Here is a 22,381-nt window from a genome sequence, read left to right on the forward strand (position 1 = left end):
ATAAGAGCTGAAAGCATCTAAGCACGAAGCCCCCCTCGAGATGAGATTTCCCTCGAAAGATAAGACCCCTTGAAGAAAATGAGGTAGATAGGCTCAAGGTGAAAGAGCAGTAATGTTTGAAGCTAATGAGTACTAATAGGTCGAAGACTTGACCAATAATAACCTAACTAGGAATAGTAGGTAAAAGAAGTTATATATATAAGTAGTTGTTGTGGTTTAATCCGGTGCATATAGTAAGAGGGACACACCTGTAACCATATCGAACACAGAAGTTAAGCCTCATTACGCCGATGGTACTTGGTTGGTAACGACCTGGGAGAGTAGGTGATGCCGGTTTACATAAAAGTCTATTAATGAAGGAATGCATTCCAAGAAGAGGAATATAGATGGTGAAAAATATAACATGAAAATGTTTTTTTATTGTACATTTTCTGTTATATTTAATTTTGGCACAAGTGCCAAATAAAAATATAGAGGTGTTTAAATGTTAGAATTAAATCTTAATATGATGCAAACAGTTGCATTAGCAGTTTGTATGTTTTATCTTGGAAGATGGGTAAAAACTAAAGTACATATTTTAGAAAAATTTTGTATCCCATCACCAGTAGTAGGCGGACTTATTTTTTCAGTACTACATTTAATCTTAAAGCAATTTGGTGTGGTATCTTTTGCACTAGATACAACTTTAAAAGATCCATTTATGATGGTGTTCTTCACTACAATTGGTCTTGGAGCAAGTGTTTCCCTTATTAAAAAAGGTGGATTTGGAGTTTTGTTATTTACATTATTGGCAGGAGTATTAGTTATACTTCAAGATGTAGTTGGAATGGGACTTGCAAAGGCAATAGGAGCAAATCCGCTACTTGGACTTCTATGTGGTTCAGTAACAATGACAGGTGGACACGGTACAGCAGGAGCTTGGGGTCCAACGTTTGAAACTCAATATGGGCTTACAGGAGCTTCAACAATAGGTATGGCAGCAGCAACTTTTGGACTTGTAATGGGCTCACTAATAGGTGGTCCTATAGGACGTACCCTAATTACTAAAAAAGGGTTAAAAAGTGCAGGAGATTCTGATGAATATGATATAGACTCTGTAGTAGGTGGAGAAGTTGGAAAAATTCACTTTGATGGATTTATGAAGCATATATCTATAATTTTTATATCTATAGGTATTGGAGCAGTGTTGGAAGTTGGTATTAAATCAGTTGTTCCAATAAATATTCCTTCTTATGTAATAGCAATGTTTATTGCTGCTATATTTAGAAACGTTGGAGAAGCTACAGGAAAATTACACATAGACAAGGAAACTACTGATTTAATTAGTGATGTTGCACTTAATATTTTCTTGTCAATAGCTTTAATAGAACTAAGACTTTGGGAACTTGCAGCAGTTGCAGGTCCAATGTTAATAATACTAATAGCTCAAACATTAATGATGGGTCTATTTGCATACTTTATTACATTTAAAGTTATGGGTAAAGACTATGACGCAGCAGTACTTTCTGCAGGACATTGTGGATTTGGTATGGGTGCTGTTCCAAATGGAATTGCAAATATGCAGTCAGTAGTTGAGGCATTTGGACCAGCTCCAAGGGCATTCTTCATACTTCCAATAGTTGGTGCATTCTTTATAGATTTTATAAATGTTGCCGTTATAACAGTTTTTTCAAACTTTGTATAATTATTAATTGAATTTTTATAAAAAATGAATATAATTATAATATAGTGTAAAATAATAAATGGTTACTGTTAATAGTAACCATTTATTATTTTTTTGTGTATAATCTATATAGTTGATTATAAATCCTATCAAATAGGAGTGTGAAAGATTTGGATAATAGAGCAATAGGAGTATTCGACAGTGGTGTTGGTGGCTTGTCAGTTTTAAAAAAAGTATTAGAAGTTTTACCAGGTGAAGAGTATATTTACATGGCTGACACTTTTAGAATACCTTATGGAACGAAAAGCCCAGAGGAAATAAAGAGATATACAGAAGAGTGTGTAACATATCTCTACAATAAAAATATAAAGGCATTAATAATAGCTTGTAATACAGCAACATCTTATGGATTAGATGCTGTGAAAGAACTCTTTGACATTCCGATTATCGGTGTTGTAGATCATGCGTGTATGGATGCAATAGAACTTACAAAAAATAAAAAAATAGCACTGTTGGCAACAGAGGCAACAGTGAATAGTAAAATCTACGACAAATATATAAGAGCCATGGATTCAGAGGTTGTTTTAAAGTCAATAGGAGCACCAGATTTGGTATTAGCTATAGAAGAGAGTCATACTGATGATGAATATATTGAAGAGCTTATTAAGGGCTATTTAGATGAATTCAATGGATTTGAATATGACACCTTAATTTTGGGGTGTACCCACTATCCACTGGCAAGAGATGCATTTAAAAGAGTAATTAAAAATTATAACTATGATAGAAAGATTAGGCTAGTTGATCCTGCATATAGTACAGTACTTTCACTGGAGTCAATTCTATCAAAAGAAGACAGCTTAGGTGATTTAAATACAAAACGTGTAGATTTTTTAATTACGGGAGATGTAGACAAGTTTAACAAAGTATTTGTAAATACTTTTCCAAACAAAGAAATAAAGACAACATTTAAAAATATAAAAATATAAAAATAAAGCAGAAAAGTAAATTTACTTTTCTGCTTTATTTCATATAGCCTAATTTTTTTGAAAGTTGGTCGGCAGATTCTCGAATAGAGTTTTCTATAAATTCAAGTCCTGTATCTTCTGCTCTGGATAGTGGCGCTACAATTCCAATTGAAGCCACAAATTCACCTTTGTAGTCAAATATTGGCGCTCCAATTCCTACAGCATTTTCAATATATTCTGATATTGAAAGTGAAATACCGGTATCTTTTATTTTTTTAAGATCTTCTATTAATTTATCCTTGTCAACTTCTGTATTTTCAAGATAGGGTGCTAAATCCCTTTGAAGATAGTCATCTAAAAATTCCTTAGGCTGATAAGCTAAAATTACTTTTCTTATAGCCCCTTTATGTAGAGGGATTTCTATTCCAAAGTTTTCTACAATTTTTAAAGGGTGAGGACCATCAGATTTACCTATAATTACTCCGTTATTTCCCGACTTTACAATTAAAAATGAATCCTCTTGTGTCTTTTCAGATAAGTGTTTTAATATAGGAGCAGATTCGCTTTGAATATTAATATTTGAAACTGCTGCTATTCCCAGTGCAATTAATCCGGGGCCGAGTTTATATAGATGTGTTCTTTCATCTTTTGCAACGTAGCCACAGTTTATTAAGGTGTTTAAAATTCTGTGAGTAGTGCTTGGAGGAAATTCTATTGACTCGGAAATTTCGGCAATACTGTATTCTTTGTTATGATTTTTCATAAATTCTAAAATACTAGCAGCCTTTCTTATGCTTTGTATCATATTAATAACTCCTTAGTATATTTTAGTTAATTATACCACAAAGTGGAAACCAATTCCAACATTCAGGAACTATAGTTTAATAGACTTATCAAAAACCTATAAATTTAAATCTTGATATGGTAAAATAGTGTAACTAGGAGTTGATAGTTTTGATAAACAAATCAAAGAACAATATATTATCTCTAATTATAAAGTCGCTTTTTTTATCTATAGGAGGAATGATATTTCCAGTACTATATATATTTATACCGGCAATGTTTGTAGTTGAGTCAGTTTATTCGGGAATAGTAAAAATATTTTCATTTTTTATGGGAGTTTGTTTCCTCGTGGGACTTTTGATGTCTCCATTAATAGGAGTGATGATGTTCGTTGTATTTGGACCTATAATACTGACATTTCACTATATGATTTCAAATAAATACAGTGTAAATACTACAATTATAGTAACTTCAATTATATTTTTTATCTCATTAATTGTAGGGCTTTACTGGGTGGGTTTTACACCGGAAGTGCTAAATTCTCCTGAAAATGTGAAGTCATTTATAGAAGTTGAGAGAAATTTAATGAGTTCTATGGGTGAAAAAGTTGAACTGTCAAATGCTTATTTAACACAAGTTTACAATTTGACTATTCAAATAATACCCTCAGTGCTAATTATAATTTCCTTAATAGTTTCCTATTGCACTTATTCTATAGTAGGCAAGTCAATCTTAAAAAGAGGTGGGATAATCATACAGCCATCTAGTTTTATCTTCTTTAGAGTACCTAAGGGATTGCCTTTGGCGCTGTTTATAAGTATGTTTTTAATATATATTTTAAAGGGGACAATTGGAAGCATCTATTCAATTATGATGATGAACATAGTATTGATATTTAGTTTTATTTTATTTGTACTTGGATTTAGTGTTTTAATGTATTTATTAAATAAACTTAAATTTGGAGGTATTTTAAAGTTTGTAATTTATGTTAGTGTTTTTATAATTCCATTTTTTCAAATAGCATTAATATTTTTGGGACTTTTAGATTATTTATTTAATTTTAGGAAATTACCTAATTGAAGAAGGCGGTGTTAATATGAATAAAGAGTATGATTTAAGAGATTTAAAACTATATTTCATATTTTCTACAGTAATAGTATTATTTTTAATTTACTTTTCTCCAATCATTGGGATAATTTCACTATTTGTAAATGCGTATTTTATTTATCTAAGTGCAAAAGACATACAACAGAGAAAGATAGATTCTGTAAAGGAAATTGAAAATATAAATGCGGATTTTGAATCTATTACAAAAAATGCAATATTTAATATGCCTTTTCCTCTGGTAATAACAGATGAAAATGGCAAAATAGTTTGGTACAATTCACTGTTTTTAAATATATTTTCAACAGAAGAGATAATGGATGAAAATCTTTCATTGCTAATTCCCACAATTGACACAAATTCAATTTTAGATAAAATGGAAAATGGCGAACTGGATATTGTAATAAATAAGACTCACTATAAGACTTACTTTAACGTTGTAGACGTTAGTAAGACACAGTCTGATAGAAATAAGATGTCTATGTTTTACTTTGTAGACAATAGTGAATACGAAGAAATATATGAAAAATATGTAGGGGAGTTTCCAATAGTTGTAAAAATTGAAGTAGATAACTTTGATGAGGCAATGGACTCTACTCCATCAAATAATAAACCACAACTTAGAGCAGAAATAGACTCAATTATAAATAACTATTTTAAAGACTACAATGCTCTTGTGCGAAAGTACTATGATGAGATGTATCTAGTTATAATAAGTTATGAATCACTAAAACAGATAAAGGATAAGAGATTTGACCTACTAGATGACTTGAGAGAACTAGATAAGGGTAATACAATACCCATTACTCTTTCCATAGGGGTGTCTTCTTTTGGACTAAACTTAAGAGACTCCTATATAGAGTCAGATACCTGTTTAGACCTTGCGCTAGGAAGAGGTGGAGATCAAGCTGTAGTAAAAGTTAAAGATAACTACGAGTTCTTTGGAGGAAAGTCCAAGGCGGTTGAAAAGAGAAATAAAGTTAAGGCAAGAGTGCTGGGAGTGGCGTTAAAACAACTTATTGATGGAGCAAACGACGTATTTATAATGGGACACAAAAATGCAGACATGGACTCAATTGGTTCTGCAATTGGAGTGTTAAGAGCCGTATTAAATAGAAATAAGAAAGGCTATATAGTTTTAAATAAACCAAACCCGTCTATTAATAATATTATTAATAGAATGAAAGAGGAAGAAGAGGAACTCTATAAGTTAATAATAAGTGAAGAAACTGCACTAAGTGAAATAACGCCAAAGTCTCTATTGATAATGGTAGATAACAATAAACCATCTCTCACAGAGGCACCGGGACTAATAGAAAAGACACCTCAAGTGGTTATAATTGACCACCATAGAAGGGGAGCTGAGTTTGTTGAAAATCCAGTGTTAACATATATAGAACCCTATGCTTCATCAACTAGTGAACTGGTTACTGAAATGCTAACTTATATGAATGATGATTTAAACTTAACGCACTTTGAGGCAGATGCACTGATGAGTGGAATTGTAGTAGACACTAAAAATTTCACGTCACAAACTGGAGTTAGAACATTTGAAGCGGCGTCAACACTTAGACGTGCGGGAGCAGATATGCAGAAAGTTAAGCAGCTTTTTCAAGACGACTTAGATACACTTTTAAGTAAAGCTGAAGTAATACACAATATGAGAGTTGTGTTTGACAATATAGCAATTTCAAGACTTGACAAAAATGCTGAAAATTCAGTTCTAATATCAGCTCAATCGGCAGATGAGCTCTTAGATATAAATGAAATAAAAGCCAGTTTCGTATTGGCGCTTTCAGGAGATAAGATACACATATCTGGAAGAAGTAGAGGAGACATTTCTGTTCAACTAATCCTTGAGAAAATTGGAGGCGGCGGACATTTAAACATGGCAGCTGCACAACTGGATACTTTAGACTTAGATGAGGCGGAAGAAATGCTTTTAAAGGCAATAAAAGAATATTTAGATGAGGGTGAAGTAAAATGAAGGTAATACTTTTAAAAGACGATAAAAACTTGGGAAAAGCCGGAGATTTAGTTGAGGCAAAAGATGGATATGCAAGAAACTTTTTAATTCCAAGAAAAGTTGCAATTGAAGCTACAACTAAGAATTTAGAAAATTGGAAAGAGCAAAAAAAAGTTGAAGCTGAGGAAGAAAAACAGAGAAGAGCAGATGCAACAGAGCTAAAAAAACAAATTGAAAAAAATAAAGTTGTACTTTCAGCAAAAGCAGGAGAAGGTGGAAGACTTTTTGGTGCAATAACGTCTAAGGACATTCAAGAAGCTATAAAAGAACAACTTAAATTAGATGTAGATAAAAAGAAAATAGATTTAAAAGAGAATATAAAGACAGAGGGAATGTCTGAAGTTGATATAAAATTATATTCTGAAATTATAGCAAGTTTAAAAGTAGTTGTGGAGGCAAAATAATATGGATTTAATGATTCCTCCTCACAATCTCGACGCTGAACAATCTGTATTGGGAGCAATGTTACTTTCTAAGGAGTCAATAACTACAGCTGTTGAAAATTTAAGAGCTGATGACTTTTATTCTGATTCTCATGGAGAAATTTACAACGCAATTATTTCAATATACAACAGAAATAATCCTGCAGACATAGTTACAGTGTCAGAGGAATTAAAAAAGCGTACAACATTAGATGAAATTGGTGGGCTTAGTTATATAGCGGGATTGGCAAGTTCAGTTGCAGCTATTTCAAATACAAAGTACTACTGTGACATTATAAAAGAAAAATCTACACTTAGAAAGTTAATATCTACAAGTGATGAAATTATTTCAAAAGCCTATTCTCCAGAGGCGGAAGTTGATTCAATAATTGAAAGTGCAGAAAAAAATATTTTTGATATAACTCAAGATACTCACAGAACTGGTTTAGTTCCAGTAAAGGAAGTTTTGCTTGAGTCCTTTGCTCAAATGGAGCAGAGATCGCAAAATCCTACAGGTCTCACAGGACTTACAACAGGGTTTAGTGATTTAGACCACAAGTTGTCAGGATTTCAAAAGTCTGACTTAATACTTCTGGCTGCAAGGCCTTCAATGGGTAAGACAGCTCTTATGGTAAACTTGGCAACAAATGCTGCTTTAAAAAGTGAGGCATCTGTTGCTATGTTTTCTTTAGAGATGAGTAAACATCAACTGGTTCAGAGAATTATGGCTTCAACGGCACATGTGGACTTACAAAAAATTATAAGTGGAAATTTAAATGAAGACGAATGGCTAAAAGTTATAAATATAATGCCAATACTTTCAGAGTTAAAGATAGAAATAGACGATACGGCAGGTATTACTCCGCTGGAATTGAAAGCTAAGTGCAGGAGATTAAAAATTGAAAGAGGACTGGATCTAGTGGTAATAGACTATTTGCAACTTATGGAAATGGGCGGCAGAGTAGAGTCAAGACAACAGGAAATTTCTTCTATATCGAGGTCACTAAAGGCAATAGCAAAGGAATTGGAAGTCCCTGTAATAGCACTTTCTCAGTTGTCACGTATGCCGGAAACCAGAACTGACCACAGACCTATTTTATCTGACCTTCGTGAATCCGGAGCTATAGAGCAGGATGCTGATATAGTAATGTTTCTATATAGAGATGAATACTATACGAAAGAAGAGAGCGAAAAACCAAATGTTGGTGAAGTTATAATTGCAAAGCACAGAAATGGACCAACGGGAACTGTGGAATTAGTCTTCAAAAAAGAATATACAAAATTTTTAAATATGGAAAGAGAGAATTGATGAAAAAAGTAATTACAATAATTTTAACACTCCTGCTTTTAGTAGGATGCTCAAATGACTCTTCAAAAAAAGTTGTTGAAAATTATCTAGAGAGTTTAAAGTCAATGGACTATGAAAGTACAAAAACTTATATGGTAAATGGTAAGTCTTTCTTTAGTGTAGAAAATTTTGCTGATTCAGTTTTTGAAGGATATAAAAGAGTAAATTTAAAGGGAACTGATGAAAAATCAGAAGAGTTAATATTAAGTTTGGCAAAAAAATATATAGAAAAAGCTGTAGAAAAATCTATGGATTTTAATTATGAAATTGTAGAGGAAGTTAAGACAAATAGTGGAGTAGAAGTTACAGTTAACTTAAATGTACTGGATGGAGAAAAATTTATTGAGAGTCTTGAAAATAATGAAAGTCAGCTGTCCACAATCAGCACCAATTCAGAAGAAGATATTCAAAGTTACTTTGAAGACTTAAACAATAAATTAGATTCATGTACTGTTGAAACGACGAGAACGCTAAAATTAAAATTAGTAAAAGTAGACGGAAATTATAAAATTGAAAATGGAGTGGAAATAAACGATATTTTAATAGAGCCATTTTCAAATTTTGTAGAAGTTTTTTCTAGATAGGAGATTATAATGGATTTTATAAAAGCAATAGTACTTGGAATAATAGAGGGATTGACGGAATTTTTACCCGTTTCTTCAACGGGTCATTTAATTTTAGCAAATGAATTTATTTTCTTTAGCCCTAAATCTTTTGATAATGCCTTTAATATAATAATTCAACTGGGTGCAATTTTATCAGTTGTAGTAATTTATTTTAATGAACTAAATCCCTTTGCCAAGAGCAAAGTAGAAGTAAATATTGGTGGGAACAACTGTGCTTCTCACAGAGCAAGTGGAGCTGTGAGCTTAAAGAGAAAATGGGATTTAAGAGATAGAAAAACTATGAGACTTTTGGCAAAGATTATAATTGGGGTGTTGCCTGCCATAGTTTTAGGACTTTTATTTGATGACATAATAGATAAGTATCTCTTTAACAAAGTGACAGTTTCCATAGCTTTAATAGTATATGGAATAATTATAATCATCATGGAAAATAAAAACAAAAACAAGACATTTACTTATAACAGTATTGATGAAATACCGATTAAAATAATTTTAATTATAGGACTTTTCCAATGTTTGGCAATGGTTCCGGGAACATCCAGATCTGCTGCAACTATAATTGGAGCAATGTTACTTGGCTGCTCCAGAACAACAGCTGCAGAGTTTTCATTTTTCCTTGCGATTCCAACGATGATTGGGGCAACGGGATTAAAAATTTTAAAAATGGGATTTGCCTTTAGTTTACATCAATGGCTAATAATATTGTTAGGTGGAGTAGTATCTTTTGTTGTGGCCTATGTAGTAATAGTTAAATTTATGGACTATATAAAGAAGCATGACTTTAAGGTATTTGGCGTCTATAGGATAATTTTGGGAATTGTAGTTTTGGGTTCATATTTTATTTCAGGTTTAAAATAAGTCAAACTTAGTTAAAAATGATTAATAAACATTGTTTTGATAAGCTTTTAATCATTGATTTTACGACATTCCTATGGTAGAATTTATAATGTTATAGATATGGAAAAAGTAATAAGGGAGGAAATGTGCACATGGAAACTTTTTTATCAATTGTGATAGCAGTTGCAGCATTAATTATGATTGTTACTGTGACTCTAATGGAAAGTGAACAAGCCGGTCTTGGAACACTTAGTGGAGAAGAAACTTCCGCTTGGGGAGAACATAAAGGAAATAGTAAAAAAGATATTCAAAATCGAATTGTAGTTATATCTTCAATTGTTTTCGGGATAGCACTTTTAGTGCTAGCAGCAATTTAGGGAGGAATTATGGAAAATATTTTAATAATAGCTTCTGTAGTAGGAGTTCTGGCCCTACTATTTGCTTTTTATAAAGCTAGTTTTGTTTCAAAACAAGAAGCTGGAAACGACAGAATGAAGGAAATAGCTTCATATATAGAAGATGGAGCTATGGCATTTTTATCAAGAGAATACAAAGCACTTGTAGTATTTGTAATAGTTTTAGGTATTATACTTGCACTTACACTTAGCATAAAGACAGCTATTTGCTTCTTAGTAGGAGCAATTTTTTCAGTAGTGGCTGGATATGTTGGAATGAAAGTTGCAACTAAGGCAAATGTAAGAACAGCAAATGCAGCTTTGGAATCAGGACTTGGAAAAGCTCTTGACATTGCTTTCTCAGGTGGAGCTGTAATGGGAATGACAGTAGTAGGACTTGGAATTATTGGTATATCAATAGCTTATTATATAACTAAAGATGCTACTATCGTTACCGGATTTTCACTTGGTGCTTCATCAATAGCTCTTTTTGCAAGAGTTGGTGGAGGAATTTACACAAAGGCAGCAGACGTTGGAGCTGACCTTGTAGGTAAAGTAGAAGCGGGAATTCCTGAAGATGATCCAAGAAACCCAGCAGTTATAGCAGATAACGTTGGAGATAACGTTGGAGACGTTGCAGGAATGGGAGCAGACTTATTTGAATCATATGTAGGGGCTCTTCTTTCAATGATTACACTTGGTGTAGTTGCGTATGGAGAAAATGGAATATCTTACGGTATTTCAATAGCAGCAGTTGGAATAGTAGCTACAATTATTGCAGCATTTTTTGTAAAGGGTGACAAAAACCCACAAAAGGCTTTAAATAATGGAGAGTACGTATCAGCTGTAGTTACTGTTATAGTATCTGCATTTTTATCAAATAAATTTTTCGGAAGTATGAGACCTTTTATTCCTGTAATTGTAGGGATAGCAGTAGGTTTAATAATTTCTAAAATTACTGAGTACTATACATCAGAACAATATAAACCAGTTCAAAGAATCGCTGCAGAGTCAGAAACTGGCGCATCAACAAATATTATCTCAGGTCTTTCTGTGGGAATGATGTCTACAGTTTGGCCAACAGTGGTAATTGCAATAGGTATTATTGCAGCATATGTAGGAGCAGGTGGCTCAGAAAGTGCAATTTTAGGATTGTACGGTATATCACTTGCAGCAGTTGGAATGCTTTCAACATCAGCAATGACTATTGCAGTAGATGCATATGGACCAATTGCAGATAATGCAGGCGGTATTGCTGAAATGTGTGACTTGCCTGAAGAAGTTAGAGAAATCACTGACTCACTTGACGCTGTAGGAAATACAACAGCAGCAATTGGAAAGGGATTTGCTATAGGTTCAGCAGCACTTACAGCTTTAGCACTTTTCGTTTCTTATATAGAGGCAACAGGCCTTAGCGGAATAGACATTTCAAAACCAGAAGTTATTGCAGGAGCTTTTATAGGAGGAATGTTACCATTTGCCTTCTCAGCACTTACAATGAGCGCAGTTGGAAAAGCGGCTTCAGCAATGATAGATGAAGTACGTCGTCAATTTAGAGAAATACCTGGAATTATGGAGGGAAAAGCAACTCCAGAATATGCTAAGTGTGTAGATATTTCTACAACAGCAGCACTTAGAGAAATGGTAGTTCCAGGACTTATAGCTGTAATAGTGCCTGTAGTTGTAGGACTAATTCTAGGAGTAGAAGCTCTAGGTGGACTTCAAGCAGGAGCTTTAATTACAGGAGTGCTAATGGCAATATTTATGTCTAATGCCGGTGGCGCATGGGACAATGCTAAGAAGTATATAGAAGGTGGAGCACATGGTGGTAAGGGATCAGAAGCACATAAGGCAGCTGTAACAGGTGATACAGTTGGAGATCCATTTAAAGATACATCAGGCCCATCACTAAATATTTTAATTAAACTTATAACAGTTGTATCTTTAGTATTCGCTCCTTTATTTGTACAATATGGCGGAAACTTTTTCTAAAAATATCTATGTTGAGAATAATATAACAAAAATAGTATCTACTTATGTAGGTGCTATTTTTTATGTAAAAAGTAGCTTATTTAATAAAATCTTAAGGTAATCTTTGATTTTTTCAGCAAAATCATACAAATAAAAAGAAATTATGTGGCATAATAAAGTTAGGGAAGTGAGAATATGAAAAATGAATTTGGATTTTTTAAAAAGTTTTTTTCAAATAGTGTAAATAAAAAAGATAAATTAATTATAACTATAGATAGAGAACATGGAAGTGGCGGCTTTGAAATAGCAAGTATAATTGGGAAAAGATTAAATATTCCGGTATACGATGAAGACGTAATAGAATTAAAAATGTTGGAGAGTAGTATCAACCCGGAAAATATAAAAAAAGACGATTCTTTTTTACAGGGCACAATACAGGACTTATATAGAGAAAACTACTCCTATTCACAAGAGGACATAACAAATATAGATGCCTCTTTTTTGGCAAACTCAAAGACAATAAGAGACTTGGCAAAACAGGGAAGTTGTATATTACTTGGAAAGTGTGCTAATTATGTATTAAAAGGACACGAGAAGACCTTTGATGTGTTTATATGTGCAGATAGAGAATACAAGATTAAGAGACTTATGAGAGTAAATAAAGTAGATGAAGAAAAGGCAATATCCCATATGAAGAAAAAAGACAATAGAAGAAAAAATCACTACAATAAATTTTCAGGTGGAAATTGGGGATGTGCCAATGAATATGACCTATGTATAAATTCTTCTTCAATAGATAATGAATTTATAGCAGATTTAATAATAAAGACTTCAACTAAAAAAGAATAATTTAAAATAAAATTATTCTTCTTTTAGTTTACTTAAATCAAGGGAACTTTTATAGGAGATAAAAGACTTTCCATCACCAATCATAATACTTGGGATTCCAACTTGATTTAAAGATTTAATATTGTCAAAAAAAGAATTTGAATCTCTGTACTTTAGAAACAACCTTAAATTATCCATACTTTCTGTAATATCTACAGTTTTATAATTTAATTCACTTGCTTTAAATGATTGTACAGCCTCAGGGCATTCAGGGCACTTACTTGAAATAAAAAGAGTTATCATATTGTCTTATCCTCCAAAAATCTTTTAAAATTAACTTCAAATGCGCTATTGTCTTTTTGTTTTCGCTTTTTGTTTTTAGAATATATCCCCTGATCTCTTAGAACTCTATTTGCATGTCTAGTTGCCAAGTGGAGCTCAATATTACTTTCATCAATAGAACTTCCAAAAAAGTCCATGACATATGCCCTTTTAGAAAGGCATAGTGCACTTAGTCCTCGGTCCTGAGTTATGACTAAATCAAAGGGATCTAAGTGGTTGACTATGTATAAATCAGCTGATTCCGGAGAAATATCCACATTTACAATAGTTGGATAATCTGAATAAATTTGTTGAGAAAAATTTTTAACTATAATTAATTCAAAATGCAAATTCTCACATACTTTTATTACAATATCAGTTACAGGAGAAGCATCGGCATCTAAAAAAACTTTCATAACATCACCAAAATTATTATACTACAAAATTCAACTTTTGTTTTGTTATAGTCTATTTAATGTTATAATAAATGATTAGGAGTGGAAAAAATGGAACCGTCTTTTATAATAGGTGCAATTTTAATTTGTGCCATAGTATTAATTGTATTTAAATCACTATCAACGCTCTTCAAGGTAATTTTAAATATAATTGGAGGAGCTATAGTTCTTTACTTATTTAATATTATTGGTGCTAACTTTGGATTGGTTATAGTAATAAATCCGCTTACATGTTTTTTAACGGGATTTTTTGGACTTCCGGCAGTAATAGTATTGATATTATTAAAACTTTTTATTTAGTGGGGTGCAATATTGAAGCATTTGTATAGAATATTTATAGTTGTAAGTATAATGCTATTATCGGGAGTAGTAGTTCTGGCTTACTCTGTAAAACCGAAATTTGCCAATAAAGGTATAAATATATTAGAAAATGAAGATGCAAATACGGCATTTGAAAATGACAAAAAGAAAGAAATTAATGTGTTTAATGGAGAGGAACCTCTGAGAGTTTTAGTTTTAGGGGTAGATAAGACGGCAACTAAGGATATGACAGAAGAGCAAAATGGAATGAGAACAGATACCATGATGGTATTTACAATAGACCCAAAAAATGACAAAGTTCAAATACTGTCAATTCCAAGAGATTCATATATAAAGATACATGGCTATAGCAAAAATAAAATAAATGCTGCATTTAATGAATTTGTATATCCAGATGGCGGACTTGGACTTACTGTAAAGACAATTGAAGACTTCTTAGATGTAAAAATAGATCACTATGCAGTAGTTGATTATAAGGCAGTAGTGGGAATAGTCGACACTGTTGGAGGAATAGACATAGAGTGGAATCAAGCTGACTATACATATAGAGATGATTGGGTTGTGCCACCTCTTGAAATCAACTTAAAGAGGGGAACAAATCACTTAGATGGAGAAAGTGCAGTTGCCTATCTTAGAACTAGGAAGGCATATGCGGATCAAGACCTTGGAAGAATATCTGCTCAACAGGACTTTTTAATGAAGATGTTTGATAAGTTAAAAACTCCTGCCACAATATTTAGATTGCCAAAAATTTTAGATTTAATAGATAAATATGTTGAGACGGATTTAAACTATGGTGAAATTTCTTATTTAGCTCACTACGGTTTAACATTGGACAGAGAAAATATATTTACAGCGACAATTGAGGGAACAGATGGAAGTACAGTAATAGGAAAAGACAAAGTAAGTATTTACAACGTAAGTGTAGAAGAAGCCAGAAAATTAATGAGTGATTTTTTAGAAAACAGTACGGAAATTGTAGAAGAACCGCTTTTAGAAGAAAGTATTTTAGTTGAATAAATAGAGTTAGTTCCCTGTAAAGAGATTGCAGGGAACTTTTATTTGGAAAAAATTTACATATAATAAGTAAAATAAAAATAAAGTAATTATTAATATAAACGAAATATAGGAAGTATCATTGTTTATTTTTTGATATAATGTAATTAAGTAAATTATATAATATTTAAAAAGAGGTGTGTATTATGAAGAAAGTTATTTCATGTATATTAGCATTTGTAATGTTGCTGGGAATTTTTCCTGCAAATATTGCAAGCGCAAGTAGCGAGCCAGATAATTTAATAAAAAATCCTGAATTTAAAGTTACAGGACTGGGTTCAAAGGGAGAATATAATGTAGATGGGTGGACTATGGGTTATCCATCAAAGCTTCAAAAGGATGGTTGGTATAACGATTTATGGCCTAACACACCAAATATTGGCGATTCTGCTTGGGAAGAACAATATAAACCAATAGAAGATGGAATTGCTCTTAAGTCTATTATGGAAGACAATAAAGCTAGAAATAGAAATAGTTGGTTTAAACAGGAAATAGAAATAAAGGATATGGTTGTTGGAAAGACTTATGAAGTAAGTAGTAAAATTCATATTGAAAAGGCAAGTTTGGGAACAGGTAATGCTTCAGTAACAATTAGAGATAAAAATAATGAAGTAGTTTATATAAATGCAATAGATGCAAATGGAAATGAAGGCAAAATTCAAGAACTTAATGGAAGTTTTGAATACATAGGTGGTCCTTTAACAATTCAAATTAATAGTTCATCTACAGAAACTTTAGAATATATTGTAAACTATACTGGACTAAAATTACAGCGTGTTTATAAGGTGAACTATGATGCAAACACTGCAAGTGAAGTTAATGGAAATCTTCCAAAAGATGATAGAAATTATAAAAATGGTGAAAATGTAGCAGTAAATAATGCAGAAACTTTATTAAGAGAAGGATATGAATTCAAAGGTTGGGCTCTTGCTAAAGATAGTAAAGAACCAGTAACAACCATTGATAATATATCTGAAGATACTACATTATATGTAATATGGGAAGAAATTTTACCAGAACCTGGAAAGTTAGAATCATCAAAAATAGTTGATAAAACAGAGGCTACAAGAGGAGAGGAAATAACCTACTATCTATTTTTAGAAAATACCGGCGAAACAGAACTAGAAAATATAGAAATTGAAGATACTGTTCCAGAAGAATTGGAAAAGATAGATGCTATATCCAATGAAATACCAAAAGAGGATTTAAACGTAGATGGAAACAAAATTACTGGAAAAACAAATCTTAAAGCTGGAGAAGAAAAGATTATATTTATAACTGGTACTATAAAAGGTGATGCAGTTATTGGAACAAAGTTTTCCAACACAGCTAAGGTAACAAATCCATTAGAAGCAGGCAATCCACAAAGACCAAAATCAGAAGAAACAGAAGTAACTGCAAAAAGTGGCGAAATAACGGCAGAAAAAACCGTTGATAAAACAGAAGTTAACCCTGGTGATGAAGTAAATTATACTCTAAAGATAAAAAATACCGGTGAATCGGATTTAAACAATCTATTAGTAGAAGATAATGTACCTATAGAATTAGAAGATGTGACAGCTGGTAATGATTTAACAGTTGATGGTAATAAAGTTTTCGGAAAGGTTAATATAGAAGCTAAAAGCGAGATTAATATTGAAATTACAGGAAAAGTAAAAATAAATGTTGAAACGGATAAAAGTTTTTTAAATACAGCAACAATAACAAATCCAGATGATGACAAAACAATAAATGTAACATCAGAATTGACAAAAATATTACCAGGTATTGAGGATTTAGAAGGAAAAATTGAAGTAAATACAATAGAGATAACCACTGGTGGAGAGATAACTTATACCATTACCTTGGAAAATACAGGGACAACTAGGCTAATAGAATTAGAATTAGTAGATGAAATGCCTGAATATCTTGAAGATATAAAAGTTAAAGGAATAGAATTTTATACAGTTGAAGGAAATAATGTTTCAATAACATTGGAGATAGATCCAGGAGAGGTAAAGACAATTGAAATATCTGGAACATTAAAAGAAGGAGTAGAGTCTGGAGAATCAATTGTAAATACCATAACGATATATGAATATACAGATCCAGTAAAACAAATAACCTTCACAAGTGAATCGGTAACTGTAATTCCAAAACCTGGTAAATTAGAGGCAACAAAAGAAGTTGATAAATCAGAAGTAAAACGTGGTGAAAAATTAACTTATACTATAAAATTAAAAAACTCTGGTGAAACCAAACTAGAGAATATCGAAGTAATAGATTATATTCCATTGGCAATAGATACTAAAGGGCTAACTGCAACAGGCATTGATAATATTACAATTGCCGAAGGAATGGTAAAGGTAAATGTTGATTTGGAACCTAAGGAAGAAAAGACTTTAATAATAACAGGAACTATTGCTGAACATACAGTGATTGGAGAAAGTTTTAGCAACTTTTTAACTATTACAGATCCTAGTGAACCTCTTATTCCAATTACACCAACAAGTGGGGAAACAAAAGTAATAGCTAAAGAAGGAAATCCAGTAGTAACAAAAGTAGCTGACAAAAAGGAAGTAACTCGTGGTGAAGAATTAACCTATACAATCGCTATAGAAAATACTGGAGAAAGTAAATTAAAGGATATAGAAGTAGAAGATGAAGTGCCAAGTCAACTTGAAAATGTAACAGTAGAAGGTAACAGTGGTGTAAAAGCAGTTGGAAATAAAATATCAGGAAAAGTTGATGTAGAAATTGGTGAAACAATTATACTAACCGTAAAAGGTAACGTAAAAAATGACGCTGACTTGGAAAAAGGATTTACAAACACAGTAACAGTAGTAGATCCGAATAATCCAGAAGAGCCAATAGAAGAAATAAGCGAAAAAACAAAAGTGGTAGATAAACCATCAACAGAGACAGGCTGGACTTGGAGTGGAGGTTCATCAACTACAAGTAAAGAAAGTCCAAAAACTGAGGAAGTCTTAACTCACATAGCATATTTAAATGGATATCCTGACAATACAATAAGACCTCAGGGAAGTATTACGAGAGCGGAAGTAGCAACAATATTTGCAAGATTAAAAGTAGGAGAGGCAAATATTCCAAGTGGAACAACAAACTATAGCGATGTAAATTCAAGCGATTGGTACACTAAATATATAGTCTTTGTAACAGACAATAATATAATGGAAGGCTATGGAGATGGAAGCTTTAAGCCAAATGACAAGATAACGAGAGCAGAATTTACAGCAGTAGTAGCAAGCTATAGTTCTCTTGTAAATGTAGAGTCTAGCTTTGAAGATGTAAGTGGACATTGGGCCGAAAAATACATTGGAGCAGTGACATCTAAGGGTTGGATAAATGGATATCCAGATGGAACATTTAAATCAGAAAAAGACATTTCAAGAGAAGAAGTGGCAACAATGGTAAATAAAATGCTAGATAGAAAAGTAGACAAAGATGGATTAAATAACCTAGTTATTAAAAACTTTACAGACTTAGATGAAAATAGTTGGTCATACTTTGATATGATAGAAGCAAGTAATTCTCATAAATTAGTGAGAAGAACACTTGGCGATATTATGGAAAACTGGAAAGAACTACTATAGTTTCAAATGCGCCACTTAGTTTAAGGTTAACTTAAATTAAGTGGCTTTTAATTTTAAATAGTTTGAATTCTGTTAAGAAATAGATTAAAAAATATTGTAGAAATATATAATTTAAAACTATGTTTTTCAAATAATAAAGTATTGTATAACTAAAAATGTAGGATGTATTATTAAAAGAAGTAAATTCAAGAGGAAATTGTGATAATATAAACTATAGTATAGTAGGATAAATTAAAGAATATAATTTATATAATAATTAAAAATTATAAGGGCAATAAAATATTTTAGCTTAATATTTAAATTCCAAGATTTATAAAATATATATGCTAAAGAAGTAAAACAGAAAACAAAACTATTTATAGATAAAATAAGAATAGAAGATGTGAAAGGATAATAAAAAGTTAATATAAAAGTAAGTTAGTTCACTTGAAAAATGTCTGTAACTGTTTAAGGGTAAGTGATAACTGAAATTTTATTTTAAGTATTTAATTAGTAGAAAGTTATTTGATTTATCCAATACTAATAAGAAGTAACAGATTTTAAAATAAATTTTAATAAAAATATCGGCGTAGTAGCATTGTAAAAAATATAAATTTTAGCAGAAGTTATTTAAAAATTAAATTAGATAATGAACTTGTTAATAACAGTTTATATAACATAGGTGGTGATATTTTAAATTGAGATGTAGAAATAGAGTGTAATTGAAATAAAAGGTATTATTTACTTTTATAAATGAAAGGAAGGTAGAAATGAAAAAGAGAATAATTAGTCTATTATTAGTATTTACTTTTATATTTTCAACAATACCATCATTTGCAGCTGAAAATAATGAGCTAGCTCCAGATGTTAAAAGCACGGGTAAAGTAACAGTTAATTATCTAGATATGTCAGGATTTCCTTTAACATATGAAGACAACAAAAAAAGTTTTGAATCTGTTGAGCTAACAGGTGATATAGGAACTACCTATGCCACACAAGGGTTATATCCCAAATATAAGAATATTCCCGATGTAATGAACAGAGAATATTTTTTTAATTGTTCAGATGGCGCAACTACAGGAGTATTTACAGATACAGAACAGGTGGTAAATTACTATTATCTAAAAATAGAAGGATTTGTTCAAGTAAAACATATGGGCAATATAAATGGAAAAGAATATGAAATATCACCGCCAACAAACTATATGAATTATATAGGAAATCAATATGAAATAAGTCCAAAAGAAATTCCAGATTGGACTCCAATTGATTCGGAAACAATTACAGGCACATATGATGAAAGTTTTCCAAAAGTAATTACAATTAAATATGAATTTAATCCAGTGTATAAGAATGATGAAAATAGTTCAGTAATAGTACTTCTAAATTCTCCTACTGTGAATGATGATCCAATGTATCCTGGAGGAACAAAAAAATCTATAGTCGTTAAGGGTACAAAAGGTGAAATTGGGCAAGTGCGATACGATAAATACATTTTAAATGGAGATACTCCTAAAGTAAATATTAATACTCCATCTTGGACAAAAGAAAGTGAAAATCTTAGAAGTGAGGTATTGTCTGGAACATTTAAAAATGATATAGATATTATAAAAATTGACTATACACTTTCAACGCCGCAATACAATAGTAATGCTGTTTATATAGATAAGTATACTAAAGATGAAGTATCAAAATATAAAGTTAGTGATATACCAACAAATATGGATAATAAAGTAGGATTGCCGTATGAAATATCACCAATTATAAATGAAAATGATAAATATGACTATAAGGATACAGATGGCAGAATATATATATTTAATTCTATAAGCAAAGAAGGAAGTTTACCTACTGGAATTTTAGAGTATGATTTAAATAAAGAGAGTCCAGTCGATATTATCTTCCTATATGACAGAGTATTTACAATAACCTATAATGGAAATAAAGATGCTACAGGAACACCTCCAGACGATAAAAAAAGTCCATATAGTAGAGATGGTGAAGCGACTGTTATGGACAAAGGTGATTTAGTAAATGGTGAATTAGAATTTAAAGAATGGAATACAAAGGCAGATGGAACTGGCACAACATATAGTCCAGATGGTAAAATAGAATTTAATGAAGCTTTAATTAAGGAAATAGATGCTTCAGATAATAAAGAAGGAATCACATTATATGCTATTTGGGAAGCACCAACTCCAGGTAGTGTTTTAGTAAATAAAGTAGACGCTGAAACAGGAAAAGGACTGGAAGGAGCAACGTTTAAGCTAGATAAAGAAATAGAAGCTAGTGAGGAAAAAGACGATGTTGTTTTAGATGATAAATCTAAAGAAATAGCAGAAATAGAAGCAGAATTAGAACAAAAAACAACAGAATTAAATACTTTGGCAACACCATTAGAAGAAAATGGAGAAAAAATTGCTACTGAAAGTACTAACGAAGAACCTAAGAGTTTAGAAAAATCTAGTGAAGAGAAAGCTTTTGAACAACAACCTAAGAGTCCAGAAAAAGCTAGTGAAGAGAACACTACAGGACAAGAACCTATTGGACAAGAACCTGATATAGAACAACAAATAGAAAAATTAAAAGAAGAAATAAAAGAATTAGAAGTAAAATTAGAGCTATTGAACTCTAAAGAAGAAAATGATTCTACAGAAAATAATCCAATAGAAAATGACCCTGTAGAAGAATTTCCAAAAGAGCTTACCACAGGTACAGATGGTAAAGTAACAATAGAAAATTTAGAAGATGGAACATATACTTTAAAAGAAATAGTGGCACCTGAAGGATATATCCTAGAAGAAGATAAGGAATATACTATAAAAGTAGTAAATGGTACTGTGACAATAAATGATGAAGCAGATGTAAAAGAAATAACAATAACAAATAAAAAAATAGTACCAACAGAAGAATATAGAGTAACCTATGATGGAAATACCAACGATTCAGGAACAGTACCAGTAGATACAAATAATCCATATGCAAAAGATTCAGAAGTAACAGTGTTGCCAAAAGGTAATTTATCTAAAACAGGTTACACTTTTAAAGGCTGGAACACAAAAATTGATGGAAGTGGAACATCTTATAAAGTTGGGGACACATTTAAGATAACAGCAAATACTACACTTTATGCAATATGGCAAAAAGACAGCGAAGACTCAGGAACAGGCTGGACTTGGAGTGGTGATTCATCAACTGCAAGTAAAGAAAGTCCAAAAACTGAAGAAGTACTAACTCACATGGCATATTTAAATGGCTATCCTGACAATACAATAAGACCACAGGGCAGTATTACAAGAGCAGAAGTTGCAACAATATTTTCAAGACTAAAAGTAGGAGAGGCAAATATTCCAAGTGGAACAACAAACTATAGTGATGTAAATCCAAGTGATTGGTATTCTAAATATATTGCCTTTGTAACAGATAACAATATAATGGAAGGCTATGAAGATGGAAGCTTTAAACCAAATGACAAAATAACGAGAGCAGAATTTACAGCAGTAGTAGCAAGATATAACAGCTTGTCAGATACCACTTCAACATTTGAAGATGTAATAGGACACTGGGCAGCAGGTTATATTGGCTCAGTTACTAACAAGGGTTGGATAAATGGCTATCCAGATGGAACATTTAAGCCTGAAAAAGACATATCAAGAGAAGAAGTAGCAACAATGGTAAATAAAATGCT

At 31.7% G+C, this 22,381-nt stretch carries 18 protein-coding genes and 2 rRNA genes; 17 read left to right on the plus strand and 3 right to left on the minus strand.

The features are described from left to right. The 4 genes from BUB47_RS09150 to murI all read left to right on the plus strand — a co-directional run. Nucleotides 1-156: ribosomal RNA gene (locus BUB47_RS09150) — 23S ribosomal RNA — on the plus strand; the annotation flags it as partial. Between the two features lie 64 nt (nucleotides 157-220). After that, nucleotides 221-336 (plus strand): 5S ribosomal RNA (gene rrf, locus BUB47_RS09155). Nucleotides 337-484: 148 nt separating this feature from the next. Next, on the plus strand, nucleotides 485-1,684 hold the full coding sequence (gene gltS, locus BUB47_RS09160) for a sodium/glutamate symporter (protein ID WP_073185621.1): 1,200 nt from the start codon (nucleotides 485-487) through the stop codon (nucleotides 1,682-1,684). A gap of 140 nt (nucleotides 1,685-1,824) precedes the next feature. Further along, entirely contained in the window at nucleotides 1,825-2,649 is an 825-nt protein-coding gene (gene murI / locus BUB47_RS09165) for a glutamate racemase (protein ID WP_407639565.1), read from the plus strand. A gap of 34 nt (nucleotides 2,650-2,683) precedes the next feature. Here murI and BUB47_RS09170 read toward each other — a convergent pair whose 3' ends face one another. Next, nucleotides 2,684-3,433, minus strand: a complete 750-nt coding sequence (locus tag BUB47_RS09170) for an IclR family transcriptional regulator (protein WP_073185625.1) — start codon at nucleotides 3,431-3,433, stop codon at nucleotides 2,684-2,686. A 149-nt stretch (nucleotides 3,434-3,582) separates the two neighbouring features. Between BUB47_RS09170 and BUB47_RS09175 the strand changes: the two genes are divergently transcribed. From BUB47_RS09175 to BUB47_RS09215, 9 genes are all read left to right on the plus strand, one after another. Continuing rightward, nucleotides 3,583-4,491: a DUF2232 domain-containing protein gene (locus BUB47_RS09175; RefSeq protein ID WP_073185627.1), complete on the plus strand. Its 909-nt coding sequence runs from the start codon at nucleotides 3,583-3,585 to the stop codon at nucleotides 4,489-4,491. 16 nt (nucleotides 4,492-4,507) lie between these two features. After that, nucleotides 4,508-6,502 carry a DHH family phosphoesterase gene (locus BUB47_RS09180; RefSeq protein WP_073185629.1) on the plus strand — a complete coding sequence of 665 codons (1,995 nt, stop codon included), beginning with the start codon at nucleotides 4,508-4,510 and terminating at the stop codon, nucleotides 6,500-6,502. Beyond that, entirely contained in the window at nucleotides 6,499-6,945 is a 447-nt protein-coding gene (rplI, locus tag BUB47_RS09185; RefSeq protein ID WP_073185630.1) for a 50S ribosomal protein L9, read from the plus strand. The genes BUB47_RS09180 and rplI overlap by 4 nt, the downstream gene beginning before the upstream one ends. Before the next feature lies 1 nt (nucleotide 6,946). Further along, entirely contained in the window at nucleotides 6,947-8,272 is a 1,326-nt protein-coding gene (dnaB, locus tag BUB47_RS09190; protein WP_073185632.1) for a replicative DNA helicase, read from the plus strand. Then, on the plus strand, nucleotides 8,272-8,895 hold the full coding sequence (locus BUB47_RS09195) for a hypothetical protein (protein ID WP_073185634.1): 624 nt from the start codon (nucleotides 8,272-8,274) through the stop codon (nucleotides 8,893-8,895). Before dnaB ends, BUB47_RS09195 begins: the two co-directional genes overlap by 1 nt. Nucleotides 8,896-8,898: 3 nt before the next feature. Continuing rightward, complete coding sequence (locus tag BUB47_RS09200; protein ID WP_073185635.1) at nucleotides 8,899-9,795, plus strand: undecaprenyl-diphosphate phosphatase; 897 nt, start codon at nucleotides 8,899-8,901, stop codon at nucleotides 9,793-9,795. Nucleotides 9,796-9,926: 131 nt separating this feature from the next. Beyond that, nucleotides 9,927-10,151 carry a preprotein translocase subunit SecG gene (gene secG, locus BUB47_RS09205; RefSeq protein ID WP_073185636.1) on the plus strand — a complete coding sequence of 75 codons (225 nt, stop codon included), beginning with the start codon at nucleotides 9,927-9,929 and terminating at the stop codon, nucleotides 10,149-10,151. Nucleotides 10,152-10,160: 9 nt separating this feature from the next. Continuing rightward, nucleotides 10,161-12,161: a sodium-translocating pyrophosphatase gene (locus BUB47_RS09210; RefSeq protein WP_073185637.1), complete on the plus strand. Its 2,001-nt coding sequence runs from the start codon at nucleotides 10,161-10,163 to the stop codon at nucleotides 12,159-12,161. A 174-nt stretch (nucleotides 12,162-12,335) separates the two neighbouring features. Beyond that, entirely contained in the window at nucleotides 12,336-12,989 is a 654-nt protein-coding gene (locus tag BUB47_RS09215; RefSeq protein WP_073185638.1) for a cytidylate kinase-like family protein, read from the plus strand. A 12-nt stretch (nucleotides 12,990-13,001) separates the two neighbouring features. Here the strand turns inward: BUB47_RS09215 and BUB47_RS09220 are convergent, their stop codons facing one another. Both BUB47_RS09220 and BUB47_RS09225 read right to left on the minus strand, forming a co-directional pair. Continuing rightward, complete coding sequence (locus BUB47_RS09220) at nucleotides 13,002-13,271, minus strand: glutaredoxin domain-containing protein (protein ID WP_073185639.1); 270 nt, start codon at nucleotides 13,269-13,271, stop codon at nucleotides 13,002-13,004. Next, the gene (locus BUB47_RS09225) at nucleotides 13,268-13,705 is read right to left on the minus strand and encodes a YaiI/YqxD family protein (RefSeq protein WP_073185640.1); all 438 of its coding nucleotides are present in this window, start codon (nucleotides 13,703-13,705) and stop codon (nucleotides 13,268-13,270) included. The genes BUB47_RS09220 and BUB47_RS09225 overlap by 4 nt, the downstream gene beginning before the upstream one ends. Before the next feature lie 90 nt (nucleotides 13,706-13,795). Between BUB47_RS09225 and BUB47_RS09230 the strand changes: the two genes are divergently transcribed. The 4 genes from BUB47_RS09230 to BUB47_RS09245 all read left to right on the plus strand — a co-directional run. Continuing rightward, the gene (locus BUB47_RS09230) at nucleotides 13,796-14,044 is read left to right on the plus strand and encodes a pro-sigmaK processing inhibitor BofA family protein (RefSeq protein WP_073185641.1); all 249 of its coding nucleotides are present in this window, start codon (nucleotides 13,796-13,798) and stop codon (nucleotides 14,042-14,044) included. Nucleotides 14,045-14,056: 12 nt separating this feature from the next. Then, the gene (locus tag BUB47_RS09235; protein WP_073185642.1) at nucleotides 14,057-15,085 is read left to right on the plus strand and encodes an LCP family protein; all 1,029 of its coding nucleotides are present in this window, start codon (nucleotides 14,057-14,059) and stop codon (nucleotides 15,083-15,085) included. Between the two features lie 182 nt (nucleotides 15,086-15,267). Beyond that, the gene (locus BUB47_RS09240; protein WP_073185643.1) at nucleotides 15,268-18,714 is read left to right on the plus strand and encodes an S-layer homology domain-containing protein; all 3,447 of its coding nucleotides are present in this window, start codon (nucleotides 15,268-15,270) and stop codon (nucleotides 18,712-18,714) included. A gap of 749 nt (nucleotides 18,715-19,463) precedes the next feature. Beyond that, on the plus strand, nucleotides 19,464-22,381 hold a 2,918-nt coding region (locus tag BUB47_RS09245), incomplete at its 3' end, for an S-layer homology domain-containing protein (RefSeq protein ID WP_200779521.1).

It is taken from the genome of Anaerosphaera aminiphila DSM 21120, from assembly GCF_900129925.1.
GTDB classification, from domain to species: domain Bacteria; phylum Bacillota; class Clostridia; order Tissierellales; family Peptoniphilaceae; genus Anaerosphaera; species Anaerosphaera aminiphila.

Bases quoted from the DNA above. Each gene is read 5' to 3' on its own strand.
- gltS (WP_073185621.1), top strand. From the start codon at position 485: ATGTTAGAATTAAATCTTAATATGATGCAAACAGTTGCATTAGCAGTT.
- BUB47_RS09170 (WP_073185625.1), bottom strand. From the start codon at position 3,433: ATGATACAAAGCATAAGAAAGGCTGCTAGTATTTTAGAATTTATGAAA.
- BUB47_RS09180 (WP_073185629.1), top strand. From the start codon at position 4,508: ATGAATAAAGAGTATGATTTAAGAGATTTAAAACTATATTTCATATTT.
- rplI (WP_073185630.1), top strand. From the start codon at position 6,499: ATGAAGGTAATACTTTTAAAAGACGATAAAAACTTGGGAAAAGCCGGA.
- dnaB (WP_073185632.1), top strand. From the start codon at position 6,947: ATGGATTTAATGATTCCTCCTCACAATCTCGACGCTGAACAATCTGTA.
- BUB47_RS09195 (WP_073185634.1), top strand. From the start codon at position 8,272: ATGAAAAAAGTAATTACAATAATTTTAACACTCCTGCTTTTAGTAGGA.
- secG (WP_073185636.1), top strand. From the start codon at position 9,927: ATGGAAACTTTTTTATCAATTGTGATAGCAGTTGCAGCATTAATTATG.
- BUB47_RS09210 (WP_073185637.1), top strand. From the start codon at position 10,161: ATGGAAAATATTTTAATAATAGCTTCTGTAGTAGGAGTTCTGGCCCTA.
- BUB47_RS09215 (WP_073185638.1), top strand. From the start codon at position 12,336: ATGAAAAATGAATTTGGATTTTTTAAAAAGTTTTTTTCAAATAGTGTA.
- BUB47_RS09220 (WP_073185639.1), bottom strand. From the start codon at position 13,271: ATGATAACTCTTTTTATTTCAAGTAAGTGCCCTGAATGCCCTGAGGCT.
- BUB47_RS09225 (WP_073185640.1), bottom strand. From the start codon at position 13,705: ATGAAAGTTTTTTTAGATGCCGATGCTTCTCCTGTAACTGATATTGTA.
- BUB47_RS09230 (WP_073185641.1), top strand. From the start codon at position 13,796: ATGGAACCGTCTTTTATAATAGGTGCAATTTTAATTTGTGCCATAGTA.
- BUB47_RS09240 (WP_073185643.1), top strand. From the start codon at position 15,268: ATGAAGAAAGTTATTTCATGTATATTAGCATTTGTAATGTTGCTGGGA.